Below are 17858 nucleotides of genomic sequence, written 5' to 3'. Positions count from 1 at the left end.
GTCAGCCGCCCCGCGCCGCGCGGGCCGCCAGGACCTCGGCATAGATCGCCTCGAATCGGGCCGCGACCCGCTCCCAGCTGCGAGCGCGGGCGATCGCCTCTCCTCCCGCAATCAGCTGCCTGCGCAGGCCTGCATCCACGCCCAGCAGGGTGATGGCATCGGCCAGCTGGCGTACGTCGCGCGGATCTTCCAGGACGAGGGCATCCTGCGCGTGCGTGAGATAGCCCGCGAAGCCGCAGTAGCGCGCCGCGCTGACGATGACCGGCAGCCGGTGCGCCATGGCTTCCAGCGGGGTCATGCCGAAGCTGTCGTTGCGGGTGGGATGGGTATAGAGATCGGCCGCCTCGTAGTAGGGCGTGACGTCGGGCGTGGGTTCGATCAGCCGGACCCGGTCGGCGGCGTGGCCATGCGCCATCACGGCCGCCCGGGCGGCCTCGTCGGCCCCCACCACCACGAGGCCGTAGTGCGGCGGCAGCAGCGCGAGCGCGTCGAGCAGCGTGGGCAGGCCCTTGCGCATGGGATTGCGCGCCACCAGCAGGCACACCAGGTGGTCGGGACCGAAGCCCAGCCGCGCCCGCGTGTCGGTGCGCCGCGCCGCATCGGCCGCCGGCGCCATCCGCACGCCGGGCACGATGGTGGTGAGCGGCACCTCGCCGTAGGCGGCCGCCATCTGCTCGACGATGAGCTGCGAGACCGCGACGATGCGCTTGTCGGGCCGGGGCGCGACGCGCGCACGCTCGAGCAGCAGATAGGCGAGCTGGCGCGGATTCATCCAGATCCCCGGCCGGCGCCAGGCCGGCACGGCGCAGATCCGCTTGTAGCGCACCGGCGTGACGTGCATGACCTGCACGTCGCCGGCCCAGCCGTTCATGTGGGAATGCACGATGTCGAAGCGGCCGGCGCGGGCCAGCTGGCTGGCGCGCCAGGCGAAGTACAGCACGCGGATCCAGCTCGGCAGCCGGCGGCTCACCCGGATCGGGAGGTGCGCGACGGCGAGGTCGCTGTCGCAGGTCCGGGTGATGACGGTGACGTCGTGGCGCAGGGAGAGCTCCCGGGCCAGTTCGACGCCATAGGCTTCGGCGCCGCCGAAGCGCTTGCCGAATCGGTCGACCAGCAGGGCAATTCGCAGACGCGCGTCAGCGCCGCCGGCTGTCTTCATAGCGCGTGAGCGTTTTCTGCAGGAAACGCAGCAGATTCGTCGAGCGCGATACGGTCACGCGCGGCAGACCGAAAGGATCGTCGCGCTCGTTGGCCAGGCCGCGCACCGTGAGGGTGGCGTTGTCGTAGCCCGCTTCGCGCGCCATCTCGCGATGCTCGGGGTTGTTGTCGCCATAGGGGTAGCAGAAGGCCGTGACGGCCTCGCCCAGCAACTGCTCCAGCGCATCCTTGGAGTCGCGGATTTGGCGCCGTGCCTCGTCGGGCGCGACGCGCGGCAGGTGCACGTGATCGAGCGTGTGCGAGCCGACCTCGTTGCCGAGCCGGTGCCACTGGCGGATCTCGTCGGCGCTCATCAGGCCGGAATGCGGGATGCCCTTCTCGGCGTCCCAGACGTTGCCGCCGTCGAGCTGGTGGGCCACGAAATAGTTGGTGCCGGTGAAGCCGCACTCCTGCATGACCGGCGCCGCGTTTTCGAGCACGTTGCGATAGCCGTCGTCGAAGGTGATGCCGAACACCTTGCCGTGCTTCTCGCCGCGCAGGTAAGGCATCAGGTCGCGCATCGACAGGCCGCGATAGCCGAAGCGGCGCAGCCAGGTCATCTGGCGGCGAAAGCTCGCGGGATGCACCGTCAGGCCACGATACGGCGTGCCCTTGGGATTGGGCTGGCCGATCTGGTGATACATCAGGATGGGAATCGAGCTCATGCGGAATCTGTGGAGAAGAACGTGCGCGACGATGGCCCGCCGGGCCGCCCCGGATGCCGGGGTCGACCCAATTATATAAGCGGGGTGCGGGGGAAAAACCAGCGCAGAAACGCGCGTCAGCGGGCCAGTCAGCGGGCCAGTGCGGCGTGGTAGACCTGCAGGGTGGCCGCGGCGAAATCGTGCAGATTGAACTCGCGCACCGCCTTGGCCCGGGCGGCCTGCCCCATGCGCGGCGCGAGCGCCGGGTCCGCGAGCAGGGACTTGAGCACCGCCGCGATGGCCGGCACGTCGCGCACGCCGACCACCCAGCCGTCGGATCCGGGCTTGATGTTTTCGGGCAAACCCCCGGCATTGCTGGCCAGCACCGGCAGGCCGATCGCCATCATTTCGCGCGCCGCGAACGACAGCGCCTCGCGATAGGACAGCACGAAACCCACCTGGCAGGCGGCCAGCGCGGCGCGCACGTCGTCGAGCAGGCCCGGGAAGATGACCTTGCCCTCCATGCCCGCGTCGCGCACCCGCGCCAGCTTGACCGCGTTGGGCGGATCGCCCGCCACCAGGATGCGCACGCGCTCGCGCAGTTCGGGCGGCAGGCTGCCCGCGGCGTCGACCAGGTCGAGCCAGCCCTTGTCGAAATCGGTGCCGCCCGCGCTGCCCAGCAGCAGCTTGCCGCGCCAGTCGGCGCCGAAATAGATTTCGTGCAGCTTGGCCTCGCTGCCTTCGGCCGGCGGGGCGTAGAAGTTGGTGTCGATGCCGTGGTGCACCGTCGTGACGGGCACGTCGCGATAGGGCGAATCGCTGATCAGGCGCCGCACGTAGTCGCTGACCGCGATGACGTGGTCGGTGGCCAGGCGCGCGCGCACGCGGTTGCCCAGGCTGGCGAGCGGATGATCGTTGTGCTTGGTGAAGATCACGCGCGGCCGGTGCCGCAGCCCCATCAGGGCGATCATGACCTGGCGGTGATCCGACGAGCCGTTGCAGTGGATGATGTCGAAGCGCTCGCGGTCGATCAGGCGGCGCAGCGCCCGGATCGGCCCGAACCAGGACGTGAGGCGCGACGGGTAATCCATGGCGACCGCCTTCACGCCGGGAATCGCGCCCGCGTAGCGGAACAGCCGGCTGGTGCCCGGCGTGGCCACGGTGATCTCGTGATCGGCCGCCAGCGCACGCGCCAGGTTGATGATGTACGTGACGTGGCCGCCCCCGTTGCGGGGATGGAAGTTGGTGTAGAGGATCTTCACTTGCGCTGATCGGTCAGGAACATCAACTTGGCGTAGCGGTAGAAGCTGCCCGATGCGGCGGTGACGGCGAGCACGAGGCCATGCTTGCCATCGAGGAATCCGCGCCGGATCAGGTAGATGCGCACGAAGGTCCAGAAGCTGTGTCCGAGCGCCGAGAAGATGGTGGCGCGCTTGCCGCGCGCGTGCATCATGGCGGCGGCATCGGAGGAATAGCGGTTGGCCTTCGCGATCAGGGCTTCGAAGTTGTTGTAGGGGTAATGGATGAAATGGCCTTTGAGCCGTGCGGGCGTGCCCTGCTGCGGCACGACGCGCTCGTGCACGGCGGCGTCGGTGAAACGCGCGCTGCCACGCTTCCACAAGCGAAGCACGAAGTCTGGCCACCACCCGCTATGCCGGATGAAACGACCGCAAAAATCAGACAGCCGAGCGATTTCATAGGCGTCGGCGGTGGGATTGGCCATGACGGCCTTGATCTCGGCGGCCAGCTCGGGCGGCACGCGCTCGTCGGCATCGATCGACAGCACCCAGTCGCCGGTGGCGAGGTCGAGCGCGCGGTTTTTCTGCGGGCCGAAGCCGGGCCAGTCGGGGGTGATCTCGACGCGCGCGCCGAAGTCGCGCGCCAGCTCGACCGTGTTGTCGGTGCTGCCCGAATCGACCACGATGAATTCGTCGGCGAACGCGACGGACTCCAGGCACGCCAGGATGTTGGCCGATTCGTTTTTCGAGATGATGATGACGGAAAGCGTCATTTGCGGTTCCTCGAGCGCTTGCGCCAGGCCTTCCAGGCATGGAAATACGGGCCGATCACCGGATGGCGCGAGAGCCAGATGCGGCGATTGAGCCAGCCGGCGGCGCGGTTGCGCACGGCAAAGCGGTAGATGTGTTGCGGGTCCGTGCCGGGCGCGTTCTGCCCGAACGGATCGGTGGTGTAGAGATGGCGAAAGCCCGCGGCCTCGGCGGCGGCCACGTAGTCGGCGTCGAAATAGCCCTGCGGCCAGCACAGATGGCTGCTGACCTCGCCCAGGCGCGCGGTGAGCGTGGCGCGCGAGGCGGCCAGCTCTTCGGCGATGTGGCGGCACTTGGCCTCGCGGTCGCCGGCGCATTGCTTGTCCCAGCGCGTGTGCGTGTGGGTGTGGGAATGGAATTCGAAGGTGCCGGCGGCGCGCATGGCCTCGATCTCGCTCCAGCGCAGCATCACGTCGTCGGCGCGGCCGGCGGCGATCAGGCGCTTGCATTCATCGTGGTCGGGCGTGGCGGGCACCGTGACGTTGGGCCCGGCGTGCGCACGCACGGGGCCATCGCCGATCCAGCCGGTGATGAGGAAGATCACCGCGCGCATGCCGTAGCGCGCCAGCACCGGATGGGCATAGACCCAGTTGTTCAGGTAGCCGTCGTCGAAGGTGATCAGCACCGACTTCTCCGGCACCGGCGCCCCCTGCAGATAGGCCTCGAACTGGGCGCAGGTGAGCGACTGGTAGCCGGCCGCCGCCAGCGCGGCGATCTGCGCCTCGAACACGTCCGGCGTGGCGGCGATCATGCCGCCGGCCGGCGTGACGTGGTGGTACATCAGCACCGGCACATTGGGCGCGTTGCGCGGCACGGGAGTCTCAGCCATGGCCCGGATCCTTCAGCGGGGCGGCGCGCAGGTCAGGCGCCATCAGTAGGTCACCTCGACGCCGTCGGGCTTGGTCCAGGCGTTGAGATTCTCGAGCAGCGTGTCGGCCATGCGCACGCGCCACTCCTCGCCGAGCCGCACCGTGCAGAGGAAGTTGTCCTTGCGGTAGACGATGTCGACCGGCACGCCGGGCACGCCGTTCTCGGGCTCGGCGCGGAACGGGTTGAGCATCTGCTTGAGGCGCGCGGCATCGGCCTGGCCATTGAGCTTGATGCGCAGCGACCGGGCGCGCGCCTCGCGGGCCAGCTGCAGGTCGTAGAGCTGGTCGGCCACGATGCGCATGCCGCCGGAATATTCGTCGTTGCTGACCTTGCCCTGCACGATGATGAGCTGGTCTTCGCGCAGGCGGTTGCGGTGTTTCTCGTAGAGCTCGTTGAACACCGAGACTTCGACCTGGGCGGTGCCGTCGTCGAGCACGGCGAACACCATCTTGCCGCGCCGGGTCATCATGACCCGCACGCCGGCCAGCACGCCGCACATCCATTGCAGGTCGCGCTGCGGCTCGACGCGGGCGAGCTGCATCGGCACGATGCGGCGGACCTCGTCGCGCCAGTGATCGAACAGGTGGCCGCTGAAGTAATAGCCCAGCGCCTGCTTCTCTTCGGTGAGGCGCTTGTGCAGGTTCCAGGGCGCGACCTTGGCCAGTTCGCCCGCCACCACGTCGCCGCTGTCGTCACCGAACAGCGACACCTGGTTGGCGCTGCGCGCGGCCTGCTCGGCCGCTTCCATCGCCGTGGGCACCGAGGCCAGCATGGCGGCGCGGTTGGGTTCGATGGTGTCGAACGCGCCGGCGCGGATCAGGGCTTCGATGGTGCGGCGATTGACCGCGTGCTTGCTGACGCGGCGGCAGAAGTCGAACAGGTTCTGGAACGGGCCGTCGGCCTCGCGGGCACGCAGGATTTCCTCGACGGCGCCCTGCCCCGTGCCCTTGACCGCGCCCAGGCCGTAGCGCATGGTGCGCGGCGGCTTGCCCTTGGCCGTGTAGGCATCCTCGACCGGCGAGAAGCGGTAGCCCGAGAAGTTCACGTCGGGCGGCAGCACCTCGACGCCGTTGTCCTGCGCGTCGCGGCAGAAGATCTGGACCTTGTCGGTGTCGTCCATGTCGGACGACAGGGTCGCGGCCAGGAACTCGGCCGGGTGATAGGCCTTGAGCCAGGCGGTCTGGTAGGAGATCAGCGCGTAGGCGGCCGAGTGCGACTTGTTGAAGCCGTAGCCGGCGAACTTCTCCATCAGGTCGAACAGCTTGACCGCGAGATCGGGATCGTGGCCCTTCTCCATCGCGCCCTTCTGGAACAGCTCGCGATGCTTGGCCATTTCCTCGGCCTTCTTCTTGCCCATCGCGCGGCGCAGCAGGTCGGCGCCCCCGAGCGAGTAGCCGCCGAAGATCTGCGAGATCAGCATCACCTGCTCTTGGTAGACGATGACCCCGTAGGTGCTCTTGAGGGTGCCTTCCAGATCGTTGTGGAAGTAGTCGACCGCGGCGCGGCCGTGCTTGCGGTTGACGAAGTCGTCGACCATGCCGGATTCGAGCGGGCCCGGACGATACAGCGCCAGCACGGCGATCACGTCTTCGAAGGTGTTCGGGCGCAGCTTCTTGAGCAGCTCCTTCATGCCGCGCGATTCCAGCTGGAACACGGCGGTGGTGTTGGCGTCGCACAGCACCTTGTAGGCGGCCGGGTCGTCCAGCTCCAGCGCCATCACGTCGAAGTCGCGCTTGTCGGGATTGAACTGGCGCACGTAGCGCACGGCCCAGTCCAGGATGGTCAGGTTGCGCAGGCCCAGGAAGTCGAACTTGACCAGGCCGGCGGCCTCGACGTCGTCCTTGTCGAACTGCGAGACCGCGCTGTTTTCCTGGCCCGGCTGGCAATACAGCGGGCAGAAGTCGGTGAGCTTGCCCGGGGCGATCAGCACGCCGCCGGCGTGCATGCCGATGTTGCGGGTCAGGCCTTCGAGCGGCTGCGCCAGGTCGACCAGCGCGCGCACTTCCTCTTCCTGCTCGTAGCGCTCCTTGAACGCCGGTTCGTCCTTGAGCGTGCGCTCCAGCGACCAGGGGTCGGCCGGGTTGAACGGGATCAGCTTCGACAGGCCGTCGCAGAACATGTAGGGCATGTCGAGCACGCGGCCGGCGTCGCGCACCACGGCCTTGGCGCCGAGCGTGCCGAAGGTGGCGATCTGGCTCACGGCCGCGCGACCGTACTTCTCTTTGACGTAGTCGATGACCCGTTCGCGGTTGTCCTGGCAGAAGTCGATGTCGAAGTCGGGCATCGACACCCGCTCCGGATTCAGGAAGCGCTCGAACAGCAGGTCATAGCGGATCGGGTCGAGGTCGGTAATGCCAAGGGCATAGGCGACCAGCGAGCCCGCGCCCGACCCCCGGCCCGGCCCCACGGGCACGCCGTTGCTTTTGCCCCAGTTGATGAAGTCCTGCACGATCAGGAAGTAGCCCGGGAAGCCCATCTGGATGATGGTCTTGCACTCCCAGCGCAGGCGCTCGTAATACTGATCGCGCTTGGCGTCGCGCTCGGCGGTATCCGGAAAGAGGAATTCCAGACGCTTTTCCAGGCCCTGCTCGGAGAGCTGGACCAGGTAATCGTCGAGCGTCACGCCCTCGGGCGTGGGGAAATTCGGCAACCGCGGCTTGCCCAGCACCAGCGAGAGATTGCAGCGGCGCGCGATCTCGACGGTGTTGGCGAGCGCCGACGGCACGTCGGCGTAGCGCTCGGTCATTTCCTCGGAGCTGGCCAGGTATTGCTGCGGCGTGAAGCGCTTGACCCGGCGCGGATTGGCCAGGATCTCGCCTTCGGCGATGCAGACCCGCGCCTCGTGCGCCTGGAATTCCTCGCGGTCGATGAACTGCACCGGATGGGTGGCCACCACCGGCAGGCCGGCCTCGGCGGCCAGCCGCAGGGCGGCCTGGGTGTAGGCCTCGTCGCCGTCGAAACCGGCGCGCTGCAGCTCGATGAAGTAGGCGTTGGGGAACATCTGGCCCCACTGGCGCGCGAGCGCGAGCGCGGACGCCGTGTTGCCGGCCTCCAGGGCCTGGCCCACGTCGCCATTGCGGGCGCCGGACAGCACGATCAGGCCGTCCTGGCCCTGCAGCCATTCGCGCCGCAGCTCCGCGCGGCCCTTGTACTGGTTGCGCAGGAACGACTGCGTCAGCAGCTCGCAGAGATTCAGATAGCCCTGGTTGTTGCGCACCAGCAGCAGCACGCGGAACGGCTTGTCGCGATCGTCGTCGTTGGTGATCCACACGTCGGCGCCGGCGATCGGCTTGACGCCCGCGCCACGCGCGCCCTTGTAGAACTTGATCAGGCCGAAAATGTTCGACAGATCGGTCAGGGCGACGGCGGGCTGACCGAGCTTGGCGACGCGCTTGATCAGGTCGGGAATGCGCACGATGCCATCCACGACCGAGAGCTCGGAGTGGACGCGCAGGTGGACAAATGGGGGCGGATTGGTTACGGCTTCGGACATGGACGGGATTGTACCCAGTCGCACCCCGCCCCGGGGCCGCGCCGCCCCGCGCCGGCCGCTTTGCACCGCCGCGGGGGCGCCCGGCCCCGCAGGGGCTAAAATGGCGTCTGATTCCACACCCAAAGACCCGTCCCACAATGAAATGGTTGATCCCTGGCATCTGGCTGGCCGCCATCCTGTTCGCGCACTTCCGCGGACGCGTGCGCCTGCCGCTCGGCCGACAGTTTCTTGACCACTCGGTGCTGCTGGCGCCGGTCAACGCGTTCATGGTGCTGAGTTCGCGCGTGCCGACCACGCCCTACCTGACCTCGCGCGAGATTCCCGAGCTGCAGGTGCTGGACGACAACTGGGAGGTGATCCGCGAGGAGGCCCTGAAGATGGCGGAGCTGCGCCGCATCAAGGCGGCCGAGCGCCACGACGACATCGGCTTCAATTCCTTCTTCAAGTACGGCTGGAAGCGCTTCTACCTGAAGTGGTATGACGCGCGCCACCCGTCGGCCGAGGAGCTCTGCCCCAAGACCGTGGCCATCCTGAAGAGCCTGCCCAAGGTCAAGGCGGCGATGTTCGCCGAGCTGCCCCCGGGCGGCAAGCTCAACGCCCACCGCGACCCGTTCTCGGGCTCGTTGCGCTATCACCTGGGCCTGGTCACGCCGAACGACGACCGCTGCTTCATCCGCGTGGACGGCGACGACTACAGCTGGCGCGACGGCGAGAGCGTGGTGTTCGACGAGACCTACGTGCACGAGGCGCACAACCGCTCCGAGGCCAACCGCATCATCCTGTTCTGCGACGTCGAGCGCCCGCTGAAGTGGCGCTGGGCCGAGGCCTTCAACCGCTGGTTCGGCCGCGTGGTGATGTCGGCCGCGAGCTCGCCCAACGATGCGGGCGACCAGACCGGCGCGATCAACAAGCTCACCCACCTGCACTGGAAGGTCGACCAGCAGCGCAAGCGCTTCAAGGCCTGGAACCGCACGGTGTACAAGCTCACCAAGTATGCGTTGATCGTGCTCGTGATCGCGGGCTTCCTGCTGATCTGAGCGCCCGACCCGCGCAACAAAGCCCGGCCAGGCATGAACCTGACCGGGCTTTTTGTTTGCCGCCGCGGTAGCCCGCCTCAGCGGCGCAGCGACTCCCAGGTCTTCATCAGGCGCTTCACCGACACCGGCATGGGCGTTCGCAGCTCCTGCGCGAAGAGCGCCACGCGCAGCTCCTCGAGCAGCCAGCGGAACTCGTCCAGGCGCGGGTCGGCCGCCCCCTTGAGGGCCGCGCGGGCCCGCTGGTACTGCGTGAGCAGCGGCGCCATTTCCGCCATCAGGCGGGCGTCGCGGGCCGGATCGGCGCGCAGCTTGTCGATACGCGCCACGGCCGCCTTCAGGTAGCGCGGGAAATGCGCCAGCTGGGCATAGGCCGTGTCGCGCACGAACCACTTGGGCATCAGCGCGCCGATCTGCTGTTGCAGGTCGGCATAGGCGGCGGCATGGGCCTTGGCCTGCGGCAGCTTGCGCTGCAGCGCGCCGAACTCCGTCAGGATCGCTCCCGTCAGGCGTGCCACCTCCTGCGCCAGCAGGCCCAGGCGGCCCTTGCCCTCGGCGCGGCGCGCCTCGAACTGCTGCTCGTTGACGGGCCAGGGCTCGGCCAGGCAGGCCTGCGCCACGGCGCAATCGATCACCTGGTCGCGCAGCTCCTCCTGGGTGCCCAGGGTCATGTAGAGCATGCTCATCTTGGTGAGGTCGGTGAGATTCTTTTCGAGGAACTTCACCTGCTCGCGCAGGGCCAGGCGGAACAGGCGCAGCAGGCCGGCGCGGTGATGGCGGCGCGCCTCCTCGGGATCGTCGAACACGTCGAGATCGCAGTGCGCGCCCCGGTCGACCAGCGCCGGGTAGCCGATCACCGAGCGGCCGCCGCGCTTGATCTCCATGATCTCGGGCAGCGGCCCGAAGGTCCAGGCGGTGAGGTTTTCGTGTGCCAGCGCCTGCGCCACGTCGGTATCGCGCGCGGCCAGCTGCTGGAACGTGGCCTGGGCCTGCTTGCCGAGCTCGGCCCGCAGCTGCGCCAGGTTGCGCCCGGCGGCCAGCATGCGGCCGTGCTCGTCGACCACCTTGAAATTCATGAACAGGTGGGCCGGCAGGGTTTCGAGCTTGAAGTCGCTCGGCACCGGCCGCACCTGCACCTGCTTCCACATGTCGGCGATGAGCGCCTCGACCAGCCCCTGCTGCGGATCGTTGATGCGGTCGAACCAGCGGTCGAAGAAGCCGCTGGCGTAGTCGGGCAGCGGCACGCAGTGGCGCCGCAGCTTCTGCGGCAGCGACTTCAGCAGCAGCTGGGCCTTTTCCTTGAGCATGCCCGGCACGAGCCACTCGCAGCGCTGCGCGTCGAGCTGGTTGAGCGCGAACAGCGGCACGGTGAGCGTGACGCCATCGCGCGGCGAGCCCGGCTCGAAGTGATAGTCGAGCGGCATGACCACGCCCTGCCACTCCACCTTCTTGGGGAAGACATCGGTGGTGACGCCGGCCGCCTCGTGCCGCATCAGCTCGTCGCGCGTCAGCATGAGCTGCGCGGCGCGGTCCTTCTCCAGGCCGTGGACCCACTTCTCCAACGAGGCCGTCTGCGACATGTCGGCGGGCAGCTGGCGGTCGTAGAAGGCGTAGATCAGCTCGTCGTCGACGAGGATGTCGGGACGGCGGGTCTGGTGCTCGAGCTTTTCGATGCCCGCGATGAGCTTGCGGTTGTGCGCCACGAACGGCAGCCTGGTGTCGATCTCGCCCGGCACCAGGGCCTGGCGGATGAACAGCTCGCGCGCATGCGCCGGATTGACCCGGCCGTAATGGATGCGCCGCCCCGAATACACGGTGAGGCCATAGAGCGTGGCGCGTTCGTTGGCCACGACCTGGCCGGCCTTCTTCTCCCAGCGCGGGTCCGACCAGTTGCGGCGCAGCAGGTGGCCCGCGACGCGCTCGAGCCAGGTGGGCTCGATGCGGGCCACGCAGCGCGCATACAGGCGCGTGGTCTCGACCAGCTCGCCCGCGATGATCCAGCGCCCGGCCTTCTTCACCAGGTTCGAGCCCGGATGGATCAGGAAGCGGATGTCGCGCGCGCCCTGGTACAGGCCCGCCTCTTCGCCCTTGAAACCGATGTTGCCCAGCAGGCCGCTCATCAGCGCCAGGTGCAGCTGCTCGTAGGTGGCCTCGCTGGTGTTGACGCGCCAGCCCTGCTCGCCCACCACCGCGGCCAGCTGGCTGTGCACGTCGTGCCACTCGCGCAGGCGGATCGGCGACAGGAAGTTCTGCCGCAGCAGGGCCACCAGCTTGCGCTGCGAGCCCTTGTGCTGGACCTGTTCGCCGTACCACTTCCAGAGCTTGAGGAAGGCGACGAACTCCGACCTGTCATCGTTGAACTTGGCGTGCGCCGCCTCGGCGGCCTCGCGCTCGGCCATGGGCCGGTCGCGCGGGTCCTGCACCGACAGCGCCGCGGCGATGATGAGCATCTCGGCCAGGCACTGATGCTCGCGCGCGGCCAGGATCATGCGGCCGATGCGCGGATCGACCGGCAGGCGCGCCAGCTCTTCGCCGGTGCGGGTGAGCACGAAGGCGGGGCTGGTGCCGGCCTCGACCTCCTCGTTCATCTCGATCGCGCCCAGCTCCTGCAGCAGGTGGTAGCCATCGGCCACCGCGCGCCCGGGCGGCGCCTCGACGAACGGGAAGGCCTCGATGTCGTCGAGCCGCAGCGCCTTCATGCGCAGGATGACCGAGGCCAGCGAGGAGCGCAGCACCTCGGGATCGGTGAACGGGGCGCGGTTGTTGTAGTCGAGCTCGTCGTAGAGCCGGATGCACAGGCCCGGGCCGACGCGGCCGCAGCGGCCGGCGCGCTGGTTGGCCGAGGCGCGGCTGATCGGCTCGATGCGCAGCTGCTCGACCTTGTTGCGCCAGGAATAGCGCTTGATGCGGGCCAGCCCGCTGTCGACCACGAAGCGGATGCCGGGCACGGTCAGCGAGGTTTCGGCCACGTTGGTGGCCAGCACCACGCGCCGCGCGTTGGTGCGCGGATGGAAGATCTGCTCCTGCTCGGCCTGCGACAGGCGCGCGAACAGCGGCAGGATCTCGGTGCCGACCGGGTGGCGCTTGCGCAGCGCCTCGGCGGCCTCGCGGATCTCGCGCTCGCCCGGCAGGAACACCAGCACGTCGCCCGGACCGTGGCGCGCGCACTCGTCCACCGCATCGACGATGGCGTCGACCAGGTCGCGCTCCTCGTCGCCGCTCAGGCGCTCGTTGTTGCGCTCGCGCCGGGGTGCGGCGGGCGCGCTGGCCTCGTCGTCGGAGAGCGGCTGCTGCACCGGGCGGTAGCGCACCTCGACCGGATAGAGGCGCCCGGACACCTCGATGACCGGCGCGAGCTGCTCGGGGCCGGGCGCGAAGTGGCGCGCGAAGCGATCGGCGTCGATCGTGGCCGAGGTAATGATGACCTTCAGGTCGGGCCGGCGCGGCAGCAGCTGCTTGAGGTAGCCGAGCAGGAAATCGATGTTGAGGCTGCGTTCGTGCGCCTCGTCGATGATGATGGTGTCGTAGCGCCTGAGCAGCGGATCGCGCTGCGACTCGGCCAGCAGGATGCCGTCGGTCATCAGCTTGACCGAGGCGTTGGGCCCGGTGCGGTCGTTGAAGCGCACCTGGTAGCCCACCACCTCGCCCATGGGCGTGTCGAGCTCCTCGGCGATGCGCTTGGCCACCGAGGTCGCGGCCAGGCGGCGCGGCTGGGTGTGGCCGATCATGCGCTTGCGGCCTCGGCCGAGCTCGAGACAGATCTTGGGCAGCTGGGTGGTCTTGCCGGAACCGGTTTCGCCGCTGACGATCACCACCTGGTGCGCCTCGATGGCGCGCGCGATCTCCTGCCGGCGCGCGCTGACGGGCAGGTCTTCGGGATAGGTGATCACCGGGATCGGGCGTTCCGGGCGCGGCGGGGCGGCCGGCTCGGCGCGCTGGCCGCCGTGCTGGCCGCCGCGCTCGCCGCCGCGCTGGCCGCCGCGCTGTCCCTCCGGACGGGGCGGGTGCTCGGCGCCGGGCTGCGGGCCGGACGCACGTGGCGGTCGGGGCGCGCGCTCGGCGCGGTCGGTGCCTTCCGGCCGGGCAGCGCGCGCCGGGCGGGCGGCGCCTTCGGGACGGGCTGCGCCTTCGGGACGGGCTGCGCGCGCCGGGCGGGTCGTGCCTTCCGGGCGGGTCGTGCCCGCCGGACGGGACTGGCCCTCCGGACGGGTGGTGCCTTCGGCGGCCGGGCGCGCGGGGCGCGGCTCGTCCGCGGCGGCGCGCTCGGCTCCCGGCACGCGGGGCGCGCGCGGACGCTGGGTGGAGTCAGACATGTGTACGAAATCTACCGGTCAACCCGGCATTATAAATTTTTGCGCACCGGCCAGCCGCGCTGGTCCGCCCCGCCGGTGGAACCAATGAAATCGGGCCGCAAATTCCCGCTGTCCGCCGCCCACGGCGCGCCCGGTGCGGCCATATAATTTCGTCAGCCGCGCAGCCGCGCGGCCCCGACGGCCGGAACGTCCTCCGGCCGCCCCTACCGGAACGCCACCCCACATCATCATGCCCGACCTGGAACCTGACACCGTCTCCGCACTTGAAGCCCCTGAATTCGCCCCCGCGCAGTTCGTTCGATGGTTCCGAGACGTGGCGCCCTACGTGCATGCGTTCCGAGGCAAGACCTTCGTGGTGGCATTCGGCGGCGAGCTGGTCCAGGCGGGAGCGCTCAATACCCTGGTACAGGACCTGTCGCTGCTGTCGGCCCTGGGCATCCACCTGGTGCTGGTGCACGGCTCGCGCCCGCAGGTCAACGAGCAGCTGCGCCTGAAGGGCTACACCCAGCAGTTCGACCGCGGCATGGCGCCCACCGACGCCGCCGCGCTCGAATGCGCGAAGGAAGCCGCCGGCGAGATCCGTCTCGACATCGAGGCGGCCTTCAGCCAGGGCCTGCCCAACACGCCGATGTCGCATTCGCACATCCGCGTGATCTCCGGCAATTTCGTGACCGCCCGTCCGGCCGGCGTGCTCGACGGCGTCGACTACAAACACACCGGCCACGTGCGCAAGATCGACGTGGACGCGCTCAAGTTCGCCATCGAGCGCGGCTCGATCGTGCTGCTGTCGCCGCTGGGCTTCTCGCCCACCGGCGACGCGTTCAACCTGGCCATGGAAGACCTCGCCACCAGCGTGGCGGTGGCGCTGCGCGCCGAGAAGCTGATCTTCCTGTCGGGCTCGGCCGGCGTGCTCAACGAAGACGGCTCGGTCGACACCGAGCTCGCCCGCGCCGACGCCGACAAGCTGCTGGCCGGCGACGACCTCGACGAAGACACGGCCTACTTCCTGCGCCATGCCTCGCTGGCGGTCAAGCGCGGCGTGGCGCGCGCCCACCTGGTGCCGTACAACCGCGACGGCAGCGTGCTGCTTGAGATCTTCACGCACGACGGGGTCGGCACCATGGTGGTCGAGGACACCCTCGACGACCTGCGCCCGGCCACGCTCGACGACGTCGGCGCCATCCTGAGCCTGATCGAGCCGCTCGAGGCCGACGGCACGCTGGTGCCGCGCCCGCGCGGCGTGGTCGAGCGCGACGTCGACCGCTACACCGTGCTGGAGCACGACGGCGTGATCTACGGCTGCGCGGCCCTGCACCCGTTCCCCGAAGAGCAGATGGCCGAGATGGCCTGCCTCATCGTGCACCCGGAATGGCAGAGCTCGGGCGAAGGCGAGATGCTGTTGCGCCACATGGAGTCGCGCGCGCGCGCCATGGGCGCCAAGCGCCTGTTCGTGCTCACCACGCGCACCTCGCACTGGTTCATGAAGCGCGGCTTCGTGCAGGGCGGCATCACCGACCTGCCGCGCGAGAAGCAGAACAACTACAACCGCTCGCGTAACAGTCTGGTCTTCATCAAGAAGCTCTGAGCCCCGCCCGCGATAGACCCTGCCGAGCGCAGGGTCTATCCGGCGGCAGGCCCGGCCCAAGACCGCTAAAATGGCTGCATCCGCAACTCATCGGCAGCAATGACATGGCCCGTACCATCAACTGTGTGAAACTCAAGCGCGAAGCCGAAGGCCTGGACTTCCCGCCCTATCCCGGCGAGCTCGGCACCCGCATCTGGCGCGAAGTTTCCAAGGAAGCCTGGGAGGAATGGAAGCAGATCCAGACCCGCCTGGTGAACGAAAACCGCCTGAACCTGGCCGACTCGCGCGCCCGCAAGTATCTGCAGCAGCAGATGGAGCGCTTCCTGTTCGAAGACGGCACCGTCGAAGCCCAGGGCTTCGTGCCGCCCTCGGCCTGAGCGAACGGCCCCGCGGGGCCGGCGCCCCGCCCCGCGTGCAAGAACCGGCCCAAGAGGCCGGTTTTGTTTTTGGGGCGCGCGCAGCGGACGCGCGTAGCAGGCGCGCGCAGCGGACGCGCGTAGCAGGCGCGTGCAGCAGGCGCGTGCAACAGGCGCCTGCAACAGGCGCCGTGCACCAACACTCGCCCGCGCCGCCGTGCTGCGGTAGCCTAGCCGCATGACCGCCCTTCCCGCCCCCCTGATCGCCCAGACCCTGCACCGCCTCGACACGCGCGGCAAATCCCTGCTTGAGATCACCGAGCGCGTGGCGCGCGACGTGCGGGCCAGCGGCATCCGCACCGGCCTGGCCGTGGTCTACACGCGCCACACCAGCTGTTCGCTGCTGATCAACGAGAATGCCGATCCCACCGTCCGGGACGACCTGGAACGCTTCTTCGCGCGTCTCGTGCCCGAAGGCGATCCGCGCTATCGCCACGACGCCGAGGGTCCGGACGACATGCCGGCCCACATCCGCACCGCGCTCACCTCGGTGTCGCTCACGATTCCCGTGTGCGACGGCGAACCGGGCCTGGGCACCTGGCAAGGCATCTACCTGTGGGAACACCGCGACCGGCCGCACCGGCGCGAGGTGGTGGTGACGGTGCACGGGGCGCGGTGAGCTTTCTCTCACAGGTGCACGAGTCTCCTATTGGACGCCGCACCCGCCCGCGCCGGGCCTGAATCGATATGCTCGCTGGCACATCCACACATGACTGGCAGGATCTGCGAAGCAAGGAGCGCCTGTGATTCCAGGTTTCAATATTTCCGGTGTCATTCCGCCCTTCGTCGGCCTGTCGCCCACCGCTCGAGCGACGATGTCGCCCTACGCCACGACCATGCTCGAATTCGCCGAGTATTTTTCATCGTCGGTGGAACGACTCGATTTACTGGAAGGACTGGTCGCGTATCGGCGGGCGTTGCGTGCATCCGGCATCTGTGACGGGTTTCAATGGATCGACGGGAGTTTCGTCGAAAAGGTCGAGGCCAGGCTCCAGCGCGCGCCGGGCGACATCGATGTGGTGACGTTCGCACAACTGCCGTGCGATCGAACGCAGGCCGGCATGTTCCTGCAAGACAACGCGCACCTGTTTCACCCCTCGCTGAGCAAGCGCGACTTCAAGTGCGACGCATACTTCGTAGACCTCGGAAAGCGGCCAACTTTGATCGTGGATGACACGCGCTATTGGTTTGGCCTGTTTTCCCATCAGAGAGACACGAGCCTATGGAAGGGAATGATCCAGATCGGAATCGGGCTCACCGATGGCGAGGCGGAGGCATTCCTTCAGGAGAAACGACCGGCGCTTCTTCCGGGAACCGGGGAATCTCGATGCTGAAACATCTGCAACAGGCCGCGCTGAGCGCCGACATCGCGGCGCTCGACGCGTTGCTGGATGCCCGGACGGAATCCGAAGATCCTATTGGTCGGTTCCAGCTCGCAGCGCGTCGCGCCGAGTTGCTCGAACGGGTACGACGCGCCGGCGAGACCGCATCATGTCGTGCAACCGTGGCACTCCATTTTGGTGGCAAGCCCGTCACAGGCGCGTTAGGCGTGGATGCAAGCTTTGCAGGCAAAGCCCTCGAAAAGTTCCAGGACATCGTCGCCAACAGGCATGCAAGCTCGACGCGCGGCGAGGCATTGAAGGATCGCGGTCCGGTGCCTCATGGGCAGGACGCTGCGCTGATGATCACCGAGATCGCCCGAGGCTCCTTCGGGTTCATCCTCGAAGAATCCGAAACCTCTGCCCGAGATCATCCCGTCGAGCCGGCCTTGAAGAACGCAGTCGGGGAGGTCGCCACGCTGATGCGCGACCTGGCGCAAGACGACCTGGAAAGCTCGGTCGACCTGATCGACGAACGGCTGCTGGCCTCGCTCCGCGACTTCTTCACGTTGATCGATGAGGCCGGCGCGACCGTCCGCCTCGTGGCGGGCAACCATGACGTGCAGTTGGACCGGGACGCCGTCCATGGCGCGCGCCTCAAGACCGAGAGCATCGAGGTCCGGGTGTCGGAGCGGACCGAAACCGGGATTCTGTACATCACTCCTGACAGCCAGCGCTTCGATCTCGAACTGGAGGGGGGGCAGGAGGTGGTGAAGGGCAGGCTCGATCGATGCCTCCTTACCCGTCTCAGAGACCACCACGACGAACGGCTCAAAGCGATTCTGGGCACTACCGTACAGGCAACGCTGAGTGTTCAGGACGTCATCGCTCCGGCCGGCAATCTTCGGTCGAGTCACATCCTCGTCGACGTCAGTTGAC

General features: G+C 68.3%; 13 protein-coding genes. 6 read left to right on the top strand and 7 right to left on the bottom strand.

The window, feature by feature from the left end; translation table 11 throughout:
• Position 1: 1 nt before the first annotated feature.
• The 6 genes from CEG14_RS08370 to dnaE all read right to left on the bottom strand — a co-directional run bounded on the left by CEG14_RS08370 (position 2) and on the right by dnaE (position 8252).
• Entirely contained in the window at positions 2-1159 is a 1158-nt protein-coding gene (locus CEG14_RS08370; protein ID WP_179280552.1) for a glycosyltransferase family 4 protein, read from the bottom strand.
• Positions 1137-1862: a polysaccharide deacetylase family protein gene (locus CEG14_RS08365; RefSeq protein ID WP_256985607.1), complete on the bottom strand. Its 726-nt coding sequence runs from the start codon at positions 1860-1862 to the stop codon at positions 1137-1139. Before CEG14_RS08365 ends, CEG14_RS08370 begins: the two co-directional genes overlap by 23 nt.
• Positions 1863-1990: 128 nt before the next feature.
• Positions 1991-3103: a glycosyltransferase family 4 protein gene (locus tag CEG14_RS08360; RefSeq protein WP_094825883.1), complete on the bottom strand. Its 1113-nt coding sequence runs from the start codon at positions 3101-3103 to the stop codon at positions 1991-1993.
• On the bottom strand, positions 3100-3852 hold the full coding sequence (locus CEG14_RS08355; RefSeq protein WP_094825882.1) for a glycosyltransferase family 2 protein: 753 nt from the start codon (positions 3850-3852) through the stop codon (positions 3100-3102). Before CEG14_RS08355 ends, CEG14_RS08360 begins: the two co-directional genes overlap by 4 nt.
• Entirely contained in the window at positions 3849-4718 is an 870-nt protein-coding gene (locus CEG14_RS08350; RefSeq protein WP_094825881.1) for a polysaccharide deacetylase family protein, read from the bottom strand. The genes CEG14_RS08355 and CEG14_RS08350 overlap by 4 nt, the downstream gene beginning before the upstream one ends.
• Before the next feature lie 42 nt (positions 4719-4760).
• The gene (gene dnaE, locus CEG14_RS08345; RefSeq protein WP_094825880.1) at positions 4761-8252 is read right to left on the bottom strand and encodes a DNA polymerase III subunit alpha; all 3492 of its coding nucleotides are present in this window, start codon (positions 8250-8252) and stop codon (positions 4761-4763) included.
• 137 nt (positions 8253-8389) lie between these two features.
• Between dnaE and lpxO the strand changes: the two genes are divergently transcribed.
• Complete coding sequence (gene lpxO / locus CEG14_RS08340; protein WP_094825879.1) at positions 8390-9289, top strand: lipid A hydroxylase LpxO; 900 nt, start codon at positions 8390-8392, stop codon at positions 9287-9289.
• 77 nt (positions 9290-9366) lie between these two features.
• Here lpxO and hrpA read toward each other — a convergent pair whose 3' ends face one another.
• Positions 9367-13599 (bottom strand): ATP-dependent RNA helicase HrpA, encoded by a 4233-nt coding sequence (gene hrpA / locus CEG14_RS08335; RefSeq protein ID WP_256985606.1) that lies wholly within the window; start codon positions 13597-13599, stop codon positions 9367-9369.
• A gap of 229 nt (positions 13600-13828) precedes the next feature.
• On the opposite strand from hrpA, the gene argA reads away from it, so the two are divergent.
• The 5 genes from argA (at position 13829) to CEG14_RS08310 (ending at position 17857) form a co-directional block, all read left to right on the top strand.
• A complete protein-coding gene (argA, locus tag CEG14_RS08330) occupies positions 13829-15184 on the top strand; it encodes an amino-acid N-acetyltransferase (RefSeq protein ID WP_094825878.1) in 1356 nt (451 codons plus the stop codon).
• A 104-nt stretch (positions 15185-15288) separates the two neighbouring features.
• Positions 15289-15561 carry an oxidative damage protection protein gene (locus CEG14_RS08325; RefSeq protein WP_094825877.1) on the top strand — a complete coding sequence of 91 codons (273 nt, stop codon included), beginning with the start codon at positions 15289-15291 and terminating at the stop codon, positions 15559-15561.
• Positions 15562-15778: 217 nt separating this feature from the next.
• Positions 15779-16219, top strand: coding sequence for a secondary thiamine-phosphate synthase enzyme YjbQ (locus CEG14_RS08320; protein WP_094825876.1), 441 nt, complete (start codon positions 15779-15781; stop codon positions 16217-16219).
• Positions 16220-16343: 124 nt separating this feature from the next.
• Positions 16344-16934, top strand: a complete 591-nt coding sequence (locus CEG14_RS08315) for a DUF6932 family protein (RefSeq protein WP_176461413.1) — start codon at positions 16344-16346, stop codon at positions 16932-16934.
• Positions 16928-17857 carry a hypothetical protein gene (locus tag CEG14_RS08310; RefSeq protein WP_094825875.1) on the top strand — a complete coding sequence of 310 codons (930 nt, stop codon included), beginning with the start codon at positions 16928-16930 and terminating at the stop codon, positions 17855-17857. The genes CEG14_RS08315 and CEG14_RS08310 overlap by 7 nt, the downstream gene beginning before the upstream one ends.
• Position 17858 lies beyond the last annotated feature (1 nt).

The sequence above is a fragment of the Bordetella genomosp. 1 genome (genome assembly GCF_002261335.1).
Lineage (GTDB): Bacteria > Pseudomonadota > Gammaproteobacteria > Burkholderiales > Burkholderiaceae_B > Bordetella.
The sequence above is the reverse complement of the archived record's forward strand: the minus strand, read 5'-3'. Positions and strand labels throughout refer to the sequence as shown.

Coding starts and splice junctions, on each gene's coding strand:
- CEG14_RS08370 (WP_179280552.1), bottom strand. CDS start 1,159: ATGAAGACAGCCGGCGGCGCTGACGCGCGTCTGCGAATTGCCCTGCTG.
- CEG14_RS08365 (WP_256985607.1), bottom strand. CDS start 1,862: ATGAGCTCGATTCCCATCCTGATGTATCACCAGATCGGCCAGCCCAAT.
- CEG14_RS08355 (WP_094825882.1), bottom strand. CDS start 3,852: ATGACGCTTTCCGTCATCATCATCTCGAAAAACGAATCGGCCAACATC.
- CEG14_RS08350 (WP_094825881.1), bottom strand. CDS start 4,718: ATGGCTGAGACTCCCGTGCCGCGCAACGCGCCCAATGTGCCGGTGCTG.
- dnaE (WP_094825880.1), bottom strand. CDS start 8,252: ATGTCCGAAGCCGTAACCAATCCGCCCCCATTTGTCCACCTGCGCGTC.
- lpxO (WP_094825879.1), top strand. CDS start 8,390: ATGAAATGGTTGATCCCTGGCATCTGGCTGGCCGCCATCCTGTTCGCG.
- hrpA (WP_256985606.1), bottom strand. CDS start 13,599: ATGTCTGACTCCACCCAGCGTCCGCGCGCGCCCCGCGTGCCGGGAGCC.
- argA (WP_094825878.1), top strand. CDS start 13,829: ATGCCCGACCTGGAACCTGACACCGTCTCCGCACTTGAAGCCCCTGAA.
- CEG14_RS08325 (WP_094825877.1), top strand. CDS start 15,289: ATGGCCCGTACCATCAACTGTGTGAAACTCAAGCGCGAAGCCGAAGGC.
- CEG14_RS08320 (WP_094825876.1), top strand. CDS start 15,779: ATGACCGCCCTTCCCGCCCCCCTGATCGCCCAGACCCTGCACCGCCTC.
- CEG14_RS08310 (WP_094825875.1), top strand. CDS start 16,928: ATGCTGAAACATCTGCAACAGGCCGCGCTGAGCGCCGACATCGCGGCG.